General features: G+C 72.9%; 11 protein-coding genes. 2 read left to right on the top strand and 9 right to left on the bottom strand.

The features are described 5' to 3' along the window. Window positions 1–153: 153 nt before the first annotated feature. The 9 genes from ACFYR0_RS31550 to ACFYR0_RS31510 form a co-directional block, all read right to left on the bottom strand. Window positions 154–462 (bottom strand): hypothetical protein, encoded by a 309-nt coding sequence (locus ACFYR0_RS31550; RefSeq protein ID WP_389335678.1) that lies wholly within the window; start codon window positions 460–462, stop codon window positions 154–156. After that, window positions 455–1,021, bottom strand: coding sequence for a YbaB/EbfC family nucleoid-associated protein (locus tag ACFYR0_RS31545; RefSeq protein ID WP_389335675.1), 567 nt, complete (start codon window positions 1,019–1,021; stop codon window positions 455–457). The genes ACFYR0_RS31550 and ACFYR0_RS31545 overlap by 8 nt, the downstream gene beginning before the upstream one ends. A gap of 50 nt (window positions 1,022–1,071) precedes the next feature. Beyond that, entirely contained in the window at window positions 1,072–3,303 is a 2,232-nt protein-coding gene (locus ACFYR0_RS31540; protein WP_389335672.1) for a hypothetical protein, read from the bottom strand. 41 nt (window positions 3,304–3,344) lie between these two features. Further along, window positions 3,345–3,755: a hypothetical protein gene (locus ACFYR0_RS31535; protein ID WP_389335669.1), complete on the bottom strand. Its 411-nt coding sequence runs from the start codon at window positions 3,753–3,755 to the stop codon at window positions 3,345–3,347. Between the two features lie 156 nt (window positions 3,756–3,911). Further along, window positions 3,912–4,208 carry a WXG100 family type VII secretion target gene (locus tag ACFYR0_RS31530; protein WP_389335666.1) on the bottom strand — a complete coding sequence of 99 codons (297 nt, stop codon included), beginning with the start codon at window positions 4,206–4,208 and terminating at the stop codon, window positions 3,912–3,914. 64 nt (window positions 4,209–4,272) lie between these two features. Beyond that, window positions 4,273–4,611, bottom strand: a complete 339-nt coding sequence (locus tag ACFYR0_RS31525) for a hypothetical protein (protein ID WP_389335663.1) — start codon at window positions 4,609–4,611, stop codon at window positions 4,273–4,275. Between the two features lie 106 nt (window positions 4,612–4,717). Further along, window positions 4,718–6,178 (bottom strand): type VII secretion protein EccB, encoded by a 1,461-nt coding sequence (eccB, locus tag ACFYR0_RS31520; protein WP_389335660.1) that lies wholly within the window; start codon window positions 6,176–6,178, stop codon window positions 4,718–4,720. 58 nt (window positions 6,179–6,236) lie between these two features. Further along, entirely contained in the window at window positions 6,237–7,616 is a 1,380-nt protein-coding gene (eccD, locus tag ACFYR0_RS31515) for a type VII secretion integral membrane protein EccD (RefSeq protein ID WP_389335657.1), read from the bottom strand. A gap of 81 nt (window positions 7,617–7,697) precedes the next feature. Continuing rightward, window positions 7,698–8,078, bottom strand: coding sequence for a hypothetical protein (locus tag ACFYR0_RS31510; RefSeq protein ID WP_389335654.1), 381 nt, complete (start codon window positions 8,076–8,078; stop codon window positions 7,698–7,700). 277 nt (window positions 8,079–8,355) lie between these two features. Here ACFYR0_RS31510 and eccCa point away from each other — a divergent pair, with 277 nt between their 5' ends. Next, on the top strand, window positions 8,356–12,390 hold the full coding sequence (gene eccCa, locus ACFYR0_RS31505; RefSeq protein ID WP_389335842.1) for a type VII secretion protein EccCa: 4,035 nt from the start codon (window positions 8,356–8,358) through the stop codon (window positions 12,388–12,390). Continuing rightward, window positions 12,387–14,840 (top strand): hypothetical protein, encoded by a 2,454-nt coding sequence (locus ACFYR0_RS31500; protein ID WP_389335651.1) that lies wholly within the window; start codon window positions 12,387–12,389, stop codon window positions 14,838–14,840. The genes eccCa and ACFYR0_RS31500 overlap by 4 nt, the downstream gene beginning before the upstream one ends. The last annotated feature ends 135 nt before the right edge of the window (window positions 14,841–14,975 follow it).

Raw genomic sequence — 14,975 nt, 5'->3', positions numbered from 1 at the left:
CGGGGAGGACGGTCCGCGCGGTTCAGCGGGGTGCGACCGCGCGGACGGGGGCCGGACGGCCGCCCGGACACGGGCCGGGCGGCGGGGGCGACGGCGATCTGGATCCAGGTGCGGTCGGCCCCGCCGGGGCCGGTGCCGGTGCCCTGGACGGGCTCAGAAGCCGTTCGACCGGTTCCCGGCCTCCTCGTCCGCGTTGGTCATGGTGTCGGCCGTCTGGTTCCCGGCGTCGACGATCGTGCCCAGCCGCTTGTTGACGTACTCCAGGGTCTCGGTCAGGCTCACGGTGGGCCGGTCGACCTGCTGGTGGTACGCCTTGCCGATCTCGTCCTGCCCCGCGGACTCCTTGTTGATCTTGTTGATCTGGACGATGGCCCGGCTGAGGTCGGTGAGGCAGCGCTGGTAGTCGTCGTAGTGGGCGAACTTGTTCTTGAGGTCGCCCAGGACCTTCAGGTCGTCAGCCACTGAACTGCTCCTGCTTTCCGGTGGGGATGCGGCTCTCGGCCTCGGCCGCGAACTCCTCCTGCTTCGCCTTCTGTTCGCCGGCGCGGCCGACCGCCGCGTCGTCCTCGGCGGCGAACTCCTCCTGCTTGGCCGCCTTCAGCTCGCCCAAGGTCTCCTCCAGTCCGAAGGACGGGGCCATCGACCGCAGCGGCTTGAGGAGTTCGTCCATCTCGACGGGGGTGCCGGCGAGCCCGGTCACGCTGCGCAGGTGTCCGCCGAAGTCCTGGAACCCCTTGATGTGTTCGATGACCTGGCTGCCCATCGCGGCCCGCGCCTCGTTGAGGACGGTGACGAGGGCGGCGGCCAGTTCGGCCGGCGCCATCGACTGGTACGCCTTGGTGTGGAAGGTCATCGAGACCACCTGGCCCTGGGGGCCGACCGTCACCGACACCATGTGGTCCTTGGAGGTGGCGGTCGCGGTCGCCGCGTCCAGTTCGCGTTTGGCCGCGAGCATCTTGTCCCGGTGGTCGTGCAGGGCCGACATCGCGTCCTTGAGGATGCCGTCGAAGTCGATGGGCATGGGCCGCCTTTCGTGCGGGAGTGGGGAGGTGTGGCGTGGGCGGGTGGGTGTCAGCGGCCGATGACCCCGCTGACGGAGCCGGTGTCGGTGCCCCAGGTTTCCTCGTCCTCGGTGAGCCAGGTGGTGCGCTGCCGGTCCTTGTCCTGGTTGGGCTGGCCGGCGCCGGCCGCGCCGGGGTTCATCGGCGGCATCATCGGGGGGTGTGTGGTACGCGTGCCGCCCTCCGCGCCGCCGGACGGGTGCGGGCCGCCGGTGCCTGCGCCGGCCGTGGCGGCGGCGCCGCTCTCCGGCGCGGGAAGCCCGACGGAGCGTGCCGCCCGGTCGCCGAGGAGGGTGGTCCCGCCGCCGGTCGCCGTACCCGTGAAACTCTTCGAGCCGCTCCCCGCGCCGCCACCGCTGCCGCTGCCGAGGCGCTCGGGCAGCCTGCCGTCGCCGCCGCCCGGACCTCCGCCGGTCGTGGGGTGCGGTGCGGGGCGGGAGTTGAGGGCGTGCTCGGCGTTCGTCAGGAGCTGGTAGGCGCGGCTGAGGGGCTTGCCGTTCGCGTCGACGACGACGCCGTCCTTGATCGTGGCCCCCTCGGGCAGCGCGTACGGGTTGCCGTTGGAGTCGAGCAGCGGCTTGCCCTTGGCGTCGACCACGGTGCCGTCCGGGAGGATCTTCGCGCCCTCGGGGAGCAGGATCTGGTCGTAGTTGGACCCCGGTATCCCCTTGCCCGGCTGTTCCTCGGGGTTGGGCTGCTGCTGTCCCACCTTGGCGCCGGGCGGGGCGATGATCTGCTTGCCGTTCGGGCCCAGGACCGGCTTGCCGTTCGCGTCGTAGACCTTGCCGTCCTTGCCGATGCGTGAGCCCGGCGGCAGCATGACGGGCTTGCCGTCCGCGCCCAGGACGGGCTTGCCGTTCTTGTCCAGCAGCGGGGCGCCGCCGCCCGACGAACCGGACCCGGGCAGGCCGATCGGCGGAGGGGAACCCGTCCCGCCGCCCTTCCCGCTGCCGGGGAGGGTGTCGGGGAGCCCGGTCTTCGGACCGCCCTTGCCGCCGCCGGTCCCTCCTCCGATGCCGCCGCCGGGCCCGCCCTTGCCGATGCCGCCCCCGGTGCCGCCGCCGGGCCCGCCCTTGCCGATGCCGTCGATACCGCCTCCGGTGCCGCCGCCCGCACCGCCGCCGCCCCCCTTGGGGGGAGCCTCGGGGTTCGGACCCGCACCGCCGCCGGTGGGCATCTGGAAACGGGGCTGGTAGATGCCCTCGCGCAGCGACCCGCCGAGCGCGAGGTACGCCGTGTCCACCGCGCTCATGTATTTCTGCGCCGCGTCGTCGAGCGGCTGCAGATTCTCCAGCCACGTCTTCTTGGCGGCGAGCTCGACGCCGTCGAGCCAGAACTTCTGGCTGACGTCGGACCCGCTGTTGTCGAGGACCTTCGGGTTCTTGGGGTAGTAGATGGGCGCGGAGTACGTGCCGCCGCTGCTCTGCGGCTGCCACGTGAAGGTGCACGTGGCGTTCGACATGACCGCCTGGAACGCGTCACGCATGCGTCCCACCGGGCTGGCCTTGGGGTTCATCTCCGCCGAGCTCGGCGGCCACCACCACTGCTCAAGCGCCTGGTACATCCAGTAGAGGGAGTCGTTGAGCTGCTGCTTGGCGTCGGCGATGAGCTTCTCGTAGCCGCTCTGTCCGGAGAAGTCGAAGGTGTCCGGATAGCCGGTGAAGCCCCCTGTGGCCATGGGCTGGGCGAGGTCGACCTGGACCTTGCTGATCTCCGTGTGGATGATGTCGAGGAACTTCCTGAAGGCTCCGGCCGCGCTGCCTTTCCACTCGCTCTCGTCGGCGTCGACGTTCTCCTCCCAGCGCTTGATGATCGGGACCCACTTCGCCAGCCAGGCGTGGGCACCGTGGATCACCTCCGCCGCGGCGTCGAAGGAGGCGAAACTGACGGCTCCCGAACTGCGCGTCTTCGAGAACAGCAGCTCCGTCAGGGCCTTTGCGGCGTCGCTGTGGAACATGTTGAACTTGGACTGGGTGTTGTCCAGGACGTTCTTCCAGTCCATGTTGAACCCGACCACGCACGAATACTGCAGGTTGTTGTTCGTGTACTCGTTCTGTGCGAGGGGGACGATGTGGGAGACGTCGAACCTCTTGGCGAAGGCGGTGCCGTCGCCGCTCACGATCTCGATGTGGACGTTGTCCTGCGCCCGCCACTTCTCGGCCGTCACCGCCTCGCGGTTCGTCAGCGAGTTGGTGTCGGGCAGGAGGATCTTGATGGCCTGTTCCCAGGTGAAGGTTGCCATGGGGTGCTCGGGAATCCCTTCCGGAGGCGTCGGCGCCTGTGCTACTTGCCGGTCGGGCCGGTGCCGGTGCCCGAGCCCGCGTTGCGCTGGATGTCGTTGAGGATCTCCCACATCTCGGTGACGTCGACGGAGTCGTCGTCGGAGTTCTCGAAGGTCTGCTTGACGAACATCAGGTCGAGGTTGGTCGACTTGGCGATCCTTCGGAACGCCTCCAGAGCGCTGTTCAGCTCCTTGCACAGCGACGCGAACCCCTCCTGCACGGACAGGGCGCTCGGCAGCTCCTTGACGTTCCCGGGCAGGAGCTTGCTGTTGCCGACGCCCTTCTCCCAGGAGAGCAGCGCCATCACGGACGGGTCCTGGAAGTCCTTGAGCAGCGTGTCGAACTTCCACGCGTAGTCGCGCAGCACGTCGTCCGTGATCGACGTGACCTTGTCGTCGTTCGGGGTTCCCATCAGTGCTCTCCTGCCGAAGTCTCGGTCGTACGTCGTACGTCGTGCGGGCCGTCCGGCACGGAGAACGCGGGCCCCGTGCCCCGGGGTTCAGAGCGGCCCGGGAACAACGGAACCCGGCGCGCCGGGAGGGCGGCGGGCCGGGTTCCGGGTCCGGGGTCAGCGCTGGAAGTGGTACGCGCTTCGGCGGTCGCCGTTCTGGATGATGTGGTGCGCGTCCGCCAGCAGGTCCGCGCCCTTGTCGAACTGCTGCGACAGGTTGGCGTCCAGGTTGTTCACGACTTGCTGGAACTCCGTGAACTCCTTGGCCGCCTCACCGGTGAACCCGGACTTGACGGCCAGGAGGCGGTGCATGATGGCGTCCAGGGCCGTGTCCATCTTGCCGGCGATCTGCTTCATGTGGGCATTGGCGTCCTTGAGCGCGCCATGCTGGATTTCCATGTCCATTTCACTCATGCGGACTCCTTAGGGAGGGAGAAGAAGGGTGGGGAAGGGGGGCGGGCGTGACGCCGCCCGGGCGTCACTTGCTGAGGACGTCGTAGACGTCGCCGCTCCACAGGTCCATGTTGGCGTCCGCCTCACCGGCGGTGTCCGCCATGACCCGGCTGGTGATGCCGACGGCGTCCAGGAGGTCCTTGTACTCGGCCATCACCGTCCGGTAGCCGCGCTGCCAGTTCTCGATCTTCGCGACGAACTTGGTGCCGGCGGTGGACCGCATGCTCTGCGAGACCTGCCGCGCGACGTCCTCGGACTCGGTGTAGGCCTGCTCCATCGCGGCGAGGTGCCCCTCCAGTTCGGCCATCGCCGAGTTGAGTACTTCGCGTGAAACCTTGAGCATGTCGGTGGGGGTCTCGGACACCTGATCTCCTCGGGTCGTACGGTCGGTTGGTTCCCGGCAGGGGGAACGGGCCGTTCACGGCGGGGGGTTCACCGCCACCCGGCACCGCAGCCGCGCCTTTCGTGTCCTACGGCTCAGCCGGGGGGCAGACCGGAGCCGGCACGCCCGCGGTCGCGTCGACCACTCCCGCCGCCGCCAGCGCCGCCGGGTCCAGGGCCGGTCCCGAGGGCAGCATGGTCAGCAGCGTCGCGGGCAGGCCCACCGCTGTCGCGCCCGCGTAGCCGAGGGCTTTCACGGACTCCTGCGTCGGCAGCGGGTATTTCACGCCGTTGTCCGCGACCAGGTACGTCGTTCCTGCCGCGCCCGACCCGGACAGCGCCCGCACCAGCGCGCCGCCCCCGGGCCGCACGGAGACCAGGTCCGCCACGCCGCACGCGGCCGTCACGCCGGGCTGCGGCGTCACCGGCCGGCCGGCGACCGCGGCCGCGTCCGCCACGGTCACCAGGGTGCCGGGGCCGCCGTCCGCCGCGGGCCGCACGGCGGTGCACACGCCGTGCCCGGCATCCGGTTCCACCAGCTCCGGCGGGGTCGCCGGAAGGCCCTTGTCCTCCGGCAGGGTCCCGGCCGGTGCCGGGTGGGCGGCCAGATCGGCGGCGCCCACCGGCACGGCGACCGCCGGCGCCCCCGCGTACGCCTTCCGCTGGGTGCGCGGGTCGCCGCGCAGCAGCGCGAAACGGGTGCGGTCGACCGGCGCCAGGCCCTTCTGGGTCAGGACGTACGGTTCGCCGCCCGGACCCGTGAAGAGCTGCCCGATCCGGGTCTGCCGCCCGGCCAGCGCGGGACCGGCCGCGCCCCGCCCGGCGATCTCCGGCAGCGCCAGATCGGGGCCCGCGGGCAGGGAGTTGAGGTAGGACGACGCCACCGGGAACGGGGTGGCCGTGCCATAGCCGAGCGCCTGCCCCGCGCCTGCGTCCAGCCGGAACCGCCTCCCCTGCCACAGCACGTGGTCGGTGCCGTCCGAGGCGGTCACCAGGACCCCCTGCCCCGGACCCAGCGCCCGGCCCGCGGCCGCCGCGCCGACGGCCACCGAGACCAGCGGCCGCGCCCGCCCCGACGCCGTGGCCTGCGCCAGACCGCACGCCAGCCAGTCGTCCCGGTCCAGCGCGGACGCGGGCGGGAGCCCGTCCGGCGCGCCCACGATCCCCACCGGCCCGCCGCGTGGCACCGCCCCGAGCGACTTCAGGCCGACCTGGGTGACGGTCATCTTCTCCCCGGCCACCAGGCGGGCACTGGCCTGGTTGAGCACCGGCCGCAGCTCCCCGCCGACGAACAGGTAGCGGGCGCCGGTCTCCTTGACCACCACCAGGGTTCCCGGCTTGGCCCAGCCCTTCGCGCCGCCCGGCTTGATCGCCCCGTACAGGCCCATGACCAGCGCGATGATCACGGCGATGAACAGCCCGGTGCGCACCCCCCGGGTGGTCCGCCGCGTCGCGAGGTCCAGCGCGTCGGGCTCGCCCCGCAGCATCCCGGCCCCGAGCCTGCTCATCACGAACAGGTGGGCCTGCACCTGGTCGCGTCTGGACTGCATGTGAACTCCTGAGGGGGAAAGGGACGTCGGGGACGGGGGATGTCTGTCGGTGTGCCGCTCAGCCGGTGAGCCCGCGCACCCACGCGAACACCCCGGCCTCGGTCAGCGCCAGCGGGATCAGGCTGAGCGCCAGCGCACTGTGCAGCAGGTCGGCGGCCCGCCCCCAGTACGGCAGCAGCCGCCGGCCCGGCACGGTCCACGAGAAGACCGCGAGCGCCGCGGCGGCCGCCACCAGGCCCGTCAGCAGACCCAGCCGGCCCGTCGGGGTGAGAGAGAGCGCCCAGCCGGTCGCGAGCAGGACGAGCCCGTACACGCCCGGCAGGATCAGGGCGAGGCGCTGCCACCGGGAGCCGACCTCCCGGACGTGCAGGACCAGCAGCAGCGACAGCACGGCCGTCAGCGTCGGCGAGGCCCAGCCGGGCGCGGGCGCCATCAGTGTGAGGCCGGCGGCGCACAGGGCGCCGGTGACCACGTGGAAGGCGGTCAGGTAGCCGTCGGCCACGGCGCTGCGGTCCACGACGTCCTGCGCCGGGTACGGCTCGATGTCCTCCTGCAGTTCCTCGGCCCGGCGCGGCAGCGCGGGGAGCCTCAGCCCCGAGAGCCGGAAGGCGAAGCCGGGAAGGAACGCCCCGAACGCCACCACGAGCACGGCCAGCGCCCCCGCCGTCTGGGAGGCCGAGAGCCCCGCGAGGACGAGCGACCCCGCCGCCGACGCGGTGACCGAGGCGACGAGCAGTCCGAGGAACAGGGGCGCCGAACATGCCACGGACGCCAGCGCCAGGACCGACGCGCCCGCCGCCGCCGAACCGCCCGCGAGCATCCGGGCGGCCGTCAGATCGCTCCCCCCGGCCGGCAGCAGTGCCCCGGCCAGCGCCAGATAGGGCACCGCCGCGGCGCCGAGCGCCGTACCGGCCCCCGCGTCGCCCACCGCCCGCGCCGCGCTGCCCGCGCCGAGGAGCAGCAGGACCCCGATGGCGGACGCCGCGACCACCCTCAGTGAGCCGAGTCCGCCGGAGAGGGCCAGGAGGGCGAAACCGCCCGCCAGTGCGAGCAGTGCGACGCCGAGCGCCACGTGGTGGGTGAGAGCGGGGTGCCAGCCGTCACCTCGCCGCTCCAGCCCGGACGCGACGCCGTCGACGATGTCGTCGAAGTGCACCTCCGGCAGCGCCTCGCGACGCAACCGCAGGTAGAGGCTCTCGCCGTCGCGCAGCCCCAGCGCCTCCACGGCCCGCTCCTCGTCCAGCGGCTCCTCGCCGAGCCGCTGGAGCACCCATCCGCCCGCCTCCACGGCCTTCTCGTCCAGGTCGTCCCCGGAGTAGCCGACGATGGTCGGCAACAGGTCCGCCAGGGGGACGTCGGCCGGTACGGAGAGCTCGACCACCTTGTGCGGCCCGTGGAACCTCAACCGGCACAGCCCCGCCGCCGCGCTACCGCTCACTGTCCGCGTGTCCTTCCCTCTGTCCGCCGAGGCCGAAGCGTCCTCGGCGGACAGAGGAACGCAAGCGCCCCGGCCGCGGGTTCAGCGGCGGGGGCGCGGCTCGCCCCGCAGCTCCCGCACGAGCGCCGTGACGCCCTCGTCGCCGTACCACGCGACGAGCACGGCGGCCAGCCAGGCCACCGACCGCCGCTCGCCCTCGCTCCAGCCGGCCGCCGACGGATGCTCGTCGACCACGAACACACGCGCAATCAGCCGCGCCCTGGGGTTCGGCGCGCCGGCCGGGTGAGCCGACCCCAGCAGCCGGAGGATCGCCCCCGTCACCTCGTACGCGGTGGCCTGCGGCACGTCCAGCCCGCTCACGGCACCGCCGAGCGGATCGACGTCCTGCGGGCCGACGCCCGGCAGCCACCCACGGAGCAGTGCCCGCACCTCGTACGCCTCTTCGTCCTCGCCCTCGTACACCGCTCTCCCCCCGAAACCGCCCCCGGCGGGCGTGGGCGCACCGATGCGCGCACCTCCTCCGCTTCTTCCCTGCCGCAGTGGTCAACGCGTCCGCCCGCCGCCGGGGTTCACCCGACGGCGCCGTACGGACGGGTTGAACCGTCCGGCACCTCCCGTCCGTTCCCGACTGACGAGGAAACCGCACAAAGTCGACCGCCAGGCGTGAGCCGGGTGTGAGGAGCGTTGTTCGTTGACCGTGGTGCAAGTCAACCGCCCGCCGCGGCGGCCGGGTCCCGAGATGCCGGACGGCGAGATCCAGCTCCAGGAACCCCCCGGCCTGCCCGAGAAGCAGAGTGGCCTGGGCAGCATCATCACGATGGTGCCGATGGCGCTGTCCTCGCTCTCCATGGTCTTCATCTTCCTGCGCCCCAACGGCGGCCTGATGACGTACATCGCCATGGGCACCATGGCCGTGTCCGCGATCGGCATGGTCGTCACCCAGATCATGCGCGGCAACGCCGACCGCAAGCAGGAACTGACCGGCGAGCGCCGCGACTACCTGCGCTACCTGGCACAGATGCGCAAGCAGGTGCGCAAGGAGATCCACCGTCAGCAGGAGGCCCTGGCCTGGCGCCATCCCGACCCGGCCGAACTGCCGTTCCTGGTGCGGACCTCGCGCCTGTGGGAACGGCGCTCCTCCCACCCCGACTTCAGCGACGTACGGATCGCGCTGGGCGCCCAGCGGCTCGCCGTGCGCCTCGCCCCGCTCGCCACCAAACCCGTCGACGACCTCGAACCGCTCAGCGCCCATGCGCTGCGCCGCTTCATCCACGCGTACGGCTCCGTCGCCGACCAGCCCGTCGCCATCCATCTGCGCGGCTTCGCCCACGTCCTGATCCGCACCGACGCCCACCCGGACGCCGACCCCCGCTCCTCCTCCTCCTCTTCCTCCACCGACGGCAGCCTGCCCGCGGGCGAGAACGGGACCGACACCGGGGACGACCGCTCCCGCGCCCTGGTCCGCTCGATCCTCGCCCAGCTGGCCACCTTCCACGCCCCCGACGAACTGCGCGTCGCGGTCGTCGCAGCGCCCGACCGGCGCGCCCACTGGGAGTGGACCAAGTGGCTCCCGCACGCCCTGCACCCCCAGGAGACCGACGGCGCCGGGCCGCTGCGGCTCGTCGCCGGAACCATCGGCGAACTGGAGCAACTGCTCGGCGAGGAGTTCGCCGCCCGGCCGTCCTACGAGCCCGACGCCACCCCGAGCCGTGACGAGCCGTACACCGTCGTCATACTCGACGGGGCCGTCTTCACCGCCCCCCACCGCGCCGCGCTCGGCGGCTACCGCAACGCCACCGTCGTCGACGTCGGCTCCACCCTGGAGTGGAAGCACAGCCGGCTCACCCTCCGGCTGCGGATCACCGGCACCCCCGACGGCCCCGGCGCTCTGGAGATGGTCGGCGCCGACCGCAACCGCAAGGACGAGATCACCGCGCTCGGCGTCCCCGACGGCCTGACCGCCGTCGCCGCCACCCGGCTGGCCGCCGCCATGGCCCCGTACCGGCTCGGGGACAGCTTCGACGCGGGTGAACCCCTGGAGACCGACTTCGATCTGGCGGGCCTGCTCGGCATTCCCGACCTGCACCGCTTCGACGCCAAGGAGCAGTGGGCACGGCGCAACCAGTCCAACAAGCTCCGGGTCCCCCTCGGCCTCGGCCCCGACGGCACCCCCATCGACCTCGACATCAAGGAATCCGCCCAGGGCGGCATGGGCCCGCACGGCATGCTGATCGGCGCCACCGGCTCCGGCAAGTCCGAACTGCTGCGCACCCTCGTCCTCGCCCTGGCCCTGACCCACTCCTCGGAGATCCTCAACTTCGTCCTCGTCGACTTCAAGGGCGGCGCCACCTTCCTCGGCCTGGACGGCCTGCCCCACACCTCCGCCGTCATCACCAACCTCGCCGACGAGGCCGACCTGGTGGACCGTATGCGCGACGCCCTGCACGGCGAGATGATCCGCCGCCAGGAACTGCTCCGCGCCGCCGGGAACTACGCCTCCCTCCTGGAGTACGAGACCGCCCGAGCCGCCGGCACTCCGCTGGACCCGCTGCCCAGCCTCTTCGTCGTCGTCGACGAGTTCTCCGAACTGCTCTCGGCCCACCGCGACTTCATGGACCTCTTCGTCATGATCGGCCGACTCGGCCGCTCCCTCGGCGTCCACCTGCTGCTCGCCTCCCAGCGCCTCGACGAAGGACGCGTGCACCAGCTGGAGTCCCACCTGTCGTACCGGATCGGCCTGCGCACCTTCTCCGCCATGGAGTCACGGGGCGTGCTGGGCGTCCCCGACGCCTACCAGCTCCCCTCCCAGCCCGGCAACGGCTACCTGCGCAGCGACATCTCCACCCTCACCCGCTTCAAGGCCGCCTACGTCTCCGGCACCTACCGGCCGAGGCGCCGCCCGGCCGCCCGCCGTTCGGTCATCGAGGGCCAGGTCGTCGCTCTCGGCACCGAGTACGTGGCCCCGCACGTGCTGCCCGCAACCCCCGAGCCGGAGGAGGAGACGGCGGCCGAGGAGACCGGGACGCTCCTCGCCGTCGCCGCCGCACGCCTGGCCGACGCCGGTCCCCCCGCGTACCAGGTGTGGCTGCCGCCCCTCGACGTGCCGCCGACCCTGGACGAACTGCTGCCCCCGATCGGACCCGACCCCGAGCACGGCTTCACCGCCGGGGGCGAGGCACGCGGCACGCTCAAGGTCCCCGTCGGCGTCGTCGACAGGCCCTTCCAGCAGCTCCGCGACCTGCTGGTGGCCGACCTGGGGGGCGCCGACGGCCACATCGGCATCGCCGGGGCCCCGCAGTCCGGCAAGTCCACCCTCATCCGCACCCTGATGACGGCGCTCTCCCTCACCCACACCCCGGCCGAAGTGCAGTTCTACTGCCTGGACTTCGGCGGCGGCGCACTGTCGAGCCTGCGCGGCCTGCCGCACGTCGGCGGGGTCACCGGCCGGCACGACCCCGACCGGGTCGTCCGGACCGTCGCCGAGGTCAACGCGGTCATCACCCGCCGCGAGAAGTACTTCGCCGAACTCGGCGTCGACTCCGTCGCCGCCTTCCGCCGCAGGAAGGCGGCCGGCGAACTCCCCGACGACCCGCACGGAGACGTGTTCCTCGTCATCGACGGCTGGAACACCCTGCGCCAGGAGTTCATGGACCTGGTCCAGCCCCTCACCCTCATCTCCCAGCGCGGTCTCAACTACGGCGTCCACCTGCTCGTCGGCACCACCCGCTGGGGTGAGATCACCGGCGCCCTGCGCGACCAGCTCCAGACCCGCTTCGAACTGCGCCTGGGCGACGCCGTGGACTCGGTCGTCAACATGCGGGCGGCGGCCAAGGTCCCCAAGATCCCCGGCCGCGGACTGACCGCCGACCAGATGCACTTCCTGTGCGCACTGCCCCGCATGGACGGCGTCGGCTCCGTCCACGACCTCGGCGAGGGCGTCGCCGACCTGGTCGACGTCGTCGCCGACCACTGGAGCGGCCCGCGCGCCCCCGAGGTCCGGATGCTTCCGCTCCTCCTCGACGCCGCCGATCTCCCCGAGCCCCACGGCTCCCTGCGGATCCCGCTCGGTCTCGAGGAGAACGACGTCCAGCCGCTGTGGCACGACTTCTCCCAGGATCCGCACCTGATCGTCGTCGGTGACAGCGAGACCGGCAAGACCAACCTGCTCAAGCACATCGCCACCCAGATCATGCGCGCCTACACCCCCGACCAGGGCCGCCTGATGCTCGTCGACTTCCGCCGCGAGATGTACGAGACCGTGCCCGAGGAGTACCGCCTCGGCTACGCGGTCTCCGCGGACCCGCTCCGCCAGATGATCACCGGCGCGGGCAAGGCGATCGCCAACCGCGTCCCGGCCGCCGACATCACCCCGGACCGGCTGCGGCTGCGCGACTGGTGGAGCGGCCCGGAACTCTTCGTGCTCGTCGACGACTACGATCTGGTGGGCGGTTCGATGTCGGCCCACCCCTTCGCGGCCGTCCTGGACAACCTCGCCCAGGGCGCGGAGATCGGCCTCCACATCATCGTCGCCCGGTCCGCCAACGGCGCCGGCCGCGGCCTGTCCGACCCGCTCCTGCGCAAGCTCCAGGACGTCAACACTCCTGCCGTCCTGCTGTCCTGCCCGCCCACCGAGGGCTACCTCTTCGGCGCGACGAAGCCGAAGGTGCTGCCCACCGGACGCGCGCTGCACATCACGCGCCGCCGCACGGTGCAGCTCCAGACCCCGCTGCTCGGCCCCGACGGCCGGACCCCGCAGAACGGACACCCCGGATGACCGCCGCCGCCCCCGGATCGGGCATGCACCCCGTCGGCCCGCACCTGGCGATCGCCTCCGAGGAGACGGCCGCCGCCCTGACGCCCGTCCTGAGCGCGCTGCCCCCGTTGCCCGGCGCGCTCCTGGTACTGGCCGCGGCGCCGGACGCCGCACCGGTCCTGCGTCGCGCCCTGCCCGACCTGGTGGCCCTCGCCGGAGAGCGCGGCGCGACCCGTCTGGTTCTCGCCGCCTCGGGCCTCGCCGCGCGGGGACCCGGCGGCAGCCGCCCGGTGCAGGCGGTCGCCGCGGTGGCGGACTTCACGGTGGTCGCCCCGGACGACGTGGTCAGCGTCGAACCGGACGGCACGCTACGACTCGCACAACCGGGCACATGGTGGCGGGCGGAACCGGGGGCGGAGCCGTACGAACTGGGCCCGGACTGGCCCCCGGAGGAACCACGGCCGCAGAGGGAACCGCAGGCGCGGGAGGAACCTCAGCAGCGGGAGGAGCCTGAGCTGCGGGAGGAGTCTGAGCAGCGAGAAGAAGAGGAGCAGCGAGAGGAGGAGCGGGAGACACAGGCGCCGCTCCCGCCGCCGGCGCCGCCCGTCCCCGTCGTTGCGGAGTCGCGGGACGGCGCGCACGGAATCGGAGCGACGCCGACAGGGGAGCTCGGAGAGGAACCGGGGAAGGCGCCGTTGGAGGAGCCCGCCCAGGAGCCGCGGGAGGAGCCGACCCAGTCGCCCCGGGAGGAACCCTGGGAGGAGCCGGCACAGGCCCGCCGCACCGTCCCGGGCGGAGTCTGGCTGGGAGGACCGCCCGAGGCGGTCGAAGCACTGATCGGCGTCCGCCCGGACACCTTCCTCCTCGGCGTCGGATCACCGGCCCGCCCCGCGCCACCCGCCGCCGAACTCCTCGAACGGGTACCGGCGGACGCGGCCGACGCGCGACACCTCGTGCTCGCTGCGCCATGGGCCGACCCGTCCGACCTCGTCGCCATGGCGGTGGCGCTCGCCGACCACCTCGACCGTACGGTGCGGGCCGCGATCGGCCTCCCCGTACGGACGGCCGACGACCACGCCACCACCTTCCTCGACGAACGGGGCGCGCCCACCTGGCAGCCCCTCCTGCTGGAGCTCGCCGCCTCGCCCGCACACCACCGCGTCGTGCCGTGCGCGTGGCTGCGGCCGACCGGCGCGGCGGCCACGGCCCCGGCACTGTACGAGTGCCCGGGCCTGGAAGGCTGGGTCCTCGAACCCGTCGCGGCCGGACTCTGGCTGCGCCCGGCGGACCGGGCGACGGACGCCCGCCCCCGTACGGTGCGCCCCGACCGGGCCGGCCCGGTCCTGATCGTGGGCGACGGGGAACGATCCCTCGGCCCCGAGGTCCGGCCCGCACTGACCGGCGTAATCGCCGCACTGCCCGACCCGGGCACGACGGAGCCGTACGGACTGCTGTTCCACGGCCACGCGTCCGACGGGGACCAGCCGCGTTCCTGGGCGCGGGAACTCGACCTGCGCTGGCTGGGCTGCACGAAACCCCGCCCGGCGCCGACACCCGAGCCCGCCGCCGAACCCCGTACCGGACCGGTTCCGCCCCCCGCCGCGAGCGAAGCGACCCACGCGGCCCCGGCCCCGGCTCCTGCTCCGGCGTCGGCCCAGGTGTCGGAGGAGCCGGAGCCCCCGCCGGGAGAGGCTCCCGTCACCCCACCCGCACCGGACGGCCGCAGCGGCCCGGACGACCGGGCGGCTCTCCGGGAACTGCTGGGCGAGAAGTACCACATCCTGGCCAGCAAGGCCGAGTTGCTGGCCTCACGGCTGCCGTCGCTGCGCTCCGTCGGGCAGGACGGCCTGAAGCCGGACATGGTCGCCATCGCGCTGTACCAGGCCGACGCCCCCGACCTGGGGTCCCGTGCGGGGCTGGCCGAGGCCGCGCGGTCCGCCGCGCCGGGCCCCTTCACCCCGCTGCTGCGCTGCCTGGAATCAGGTCTGCGCCGCCTGCCGGGGCACTACGGGGCGGTCATGCTCGCGGCTCCGGCGGAGCGGGTGCCGCTGGACCGGTACGTGCCCGGAACGGTCCTCGTCGAGCCCGCGGCGGTGGCGGCCGTCCCTGCCTGCGACGCGGAGCTGGAGGGCGCGGTCGAGTTCGGGATCTGGTCCACCACAGGCCGCCGCACCTCCGTCTTCCTCGGGGCGGACGACGAACCGGAAGTGGTGTTCCCCCCGGGCACGGCCTTCTCCGTCCTGGCCCTGCGTCTGTCGGAGGAGGACACGGCGCCGATCCGCGTCCTGCTCCGCGAGATCGCCCCCGCGGAGACGGACCGTGCGGACGACCGCTTCCGGAAACGCGACGAGCAGGCCCGTACCCGGCTGACCGAATGGTTCGAGCGCAGGGACATGCTGAATTCCCACGACCGCCGCCCCCTCCCGGACGCTTCCCGCTTCCACGTGGCCCCCGGAGCGCTCCTGGACTGAAATCCCGTGCCGCTGCGGGTCGACTCGGCCCTCCCGGTGCGCCGGTGGCGCAGCGGGCGGTGCCAGCCCTGACCGGATGCCTGGTGGTGCTCGACGCCCTGCACGGCGAGCAGCAGCGGCCGGGCGAGAGATCCC

The sequence above is a fragment of the Streptomyces sp. NPDC005017 genome, from assembly GCF_042873115.1.
GTDB lineage: Bacteria > Actinomycetota > Actinomycetes > Streptomycetales > Streptomycetaceae > Streptomyces.
This window is presented reverse-complemented; position numbering and strand designations above follow the sequence as displayed.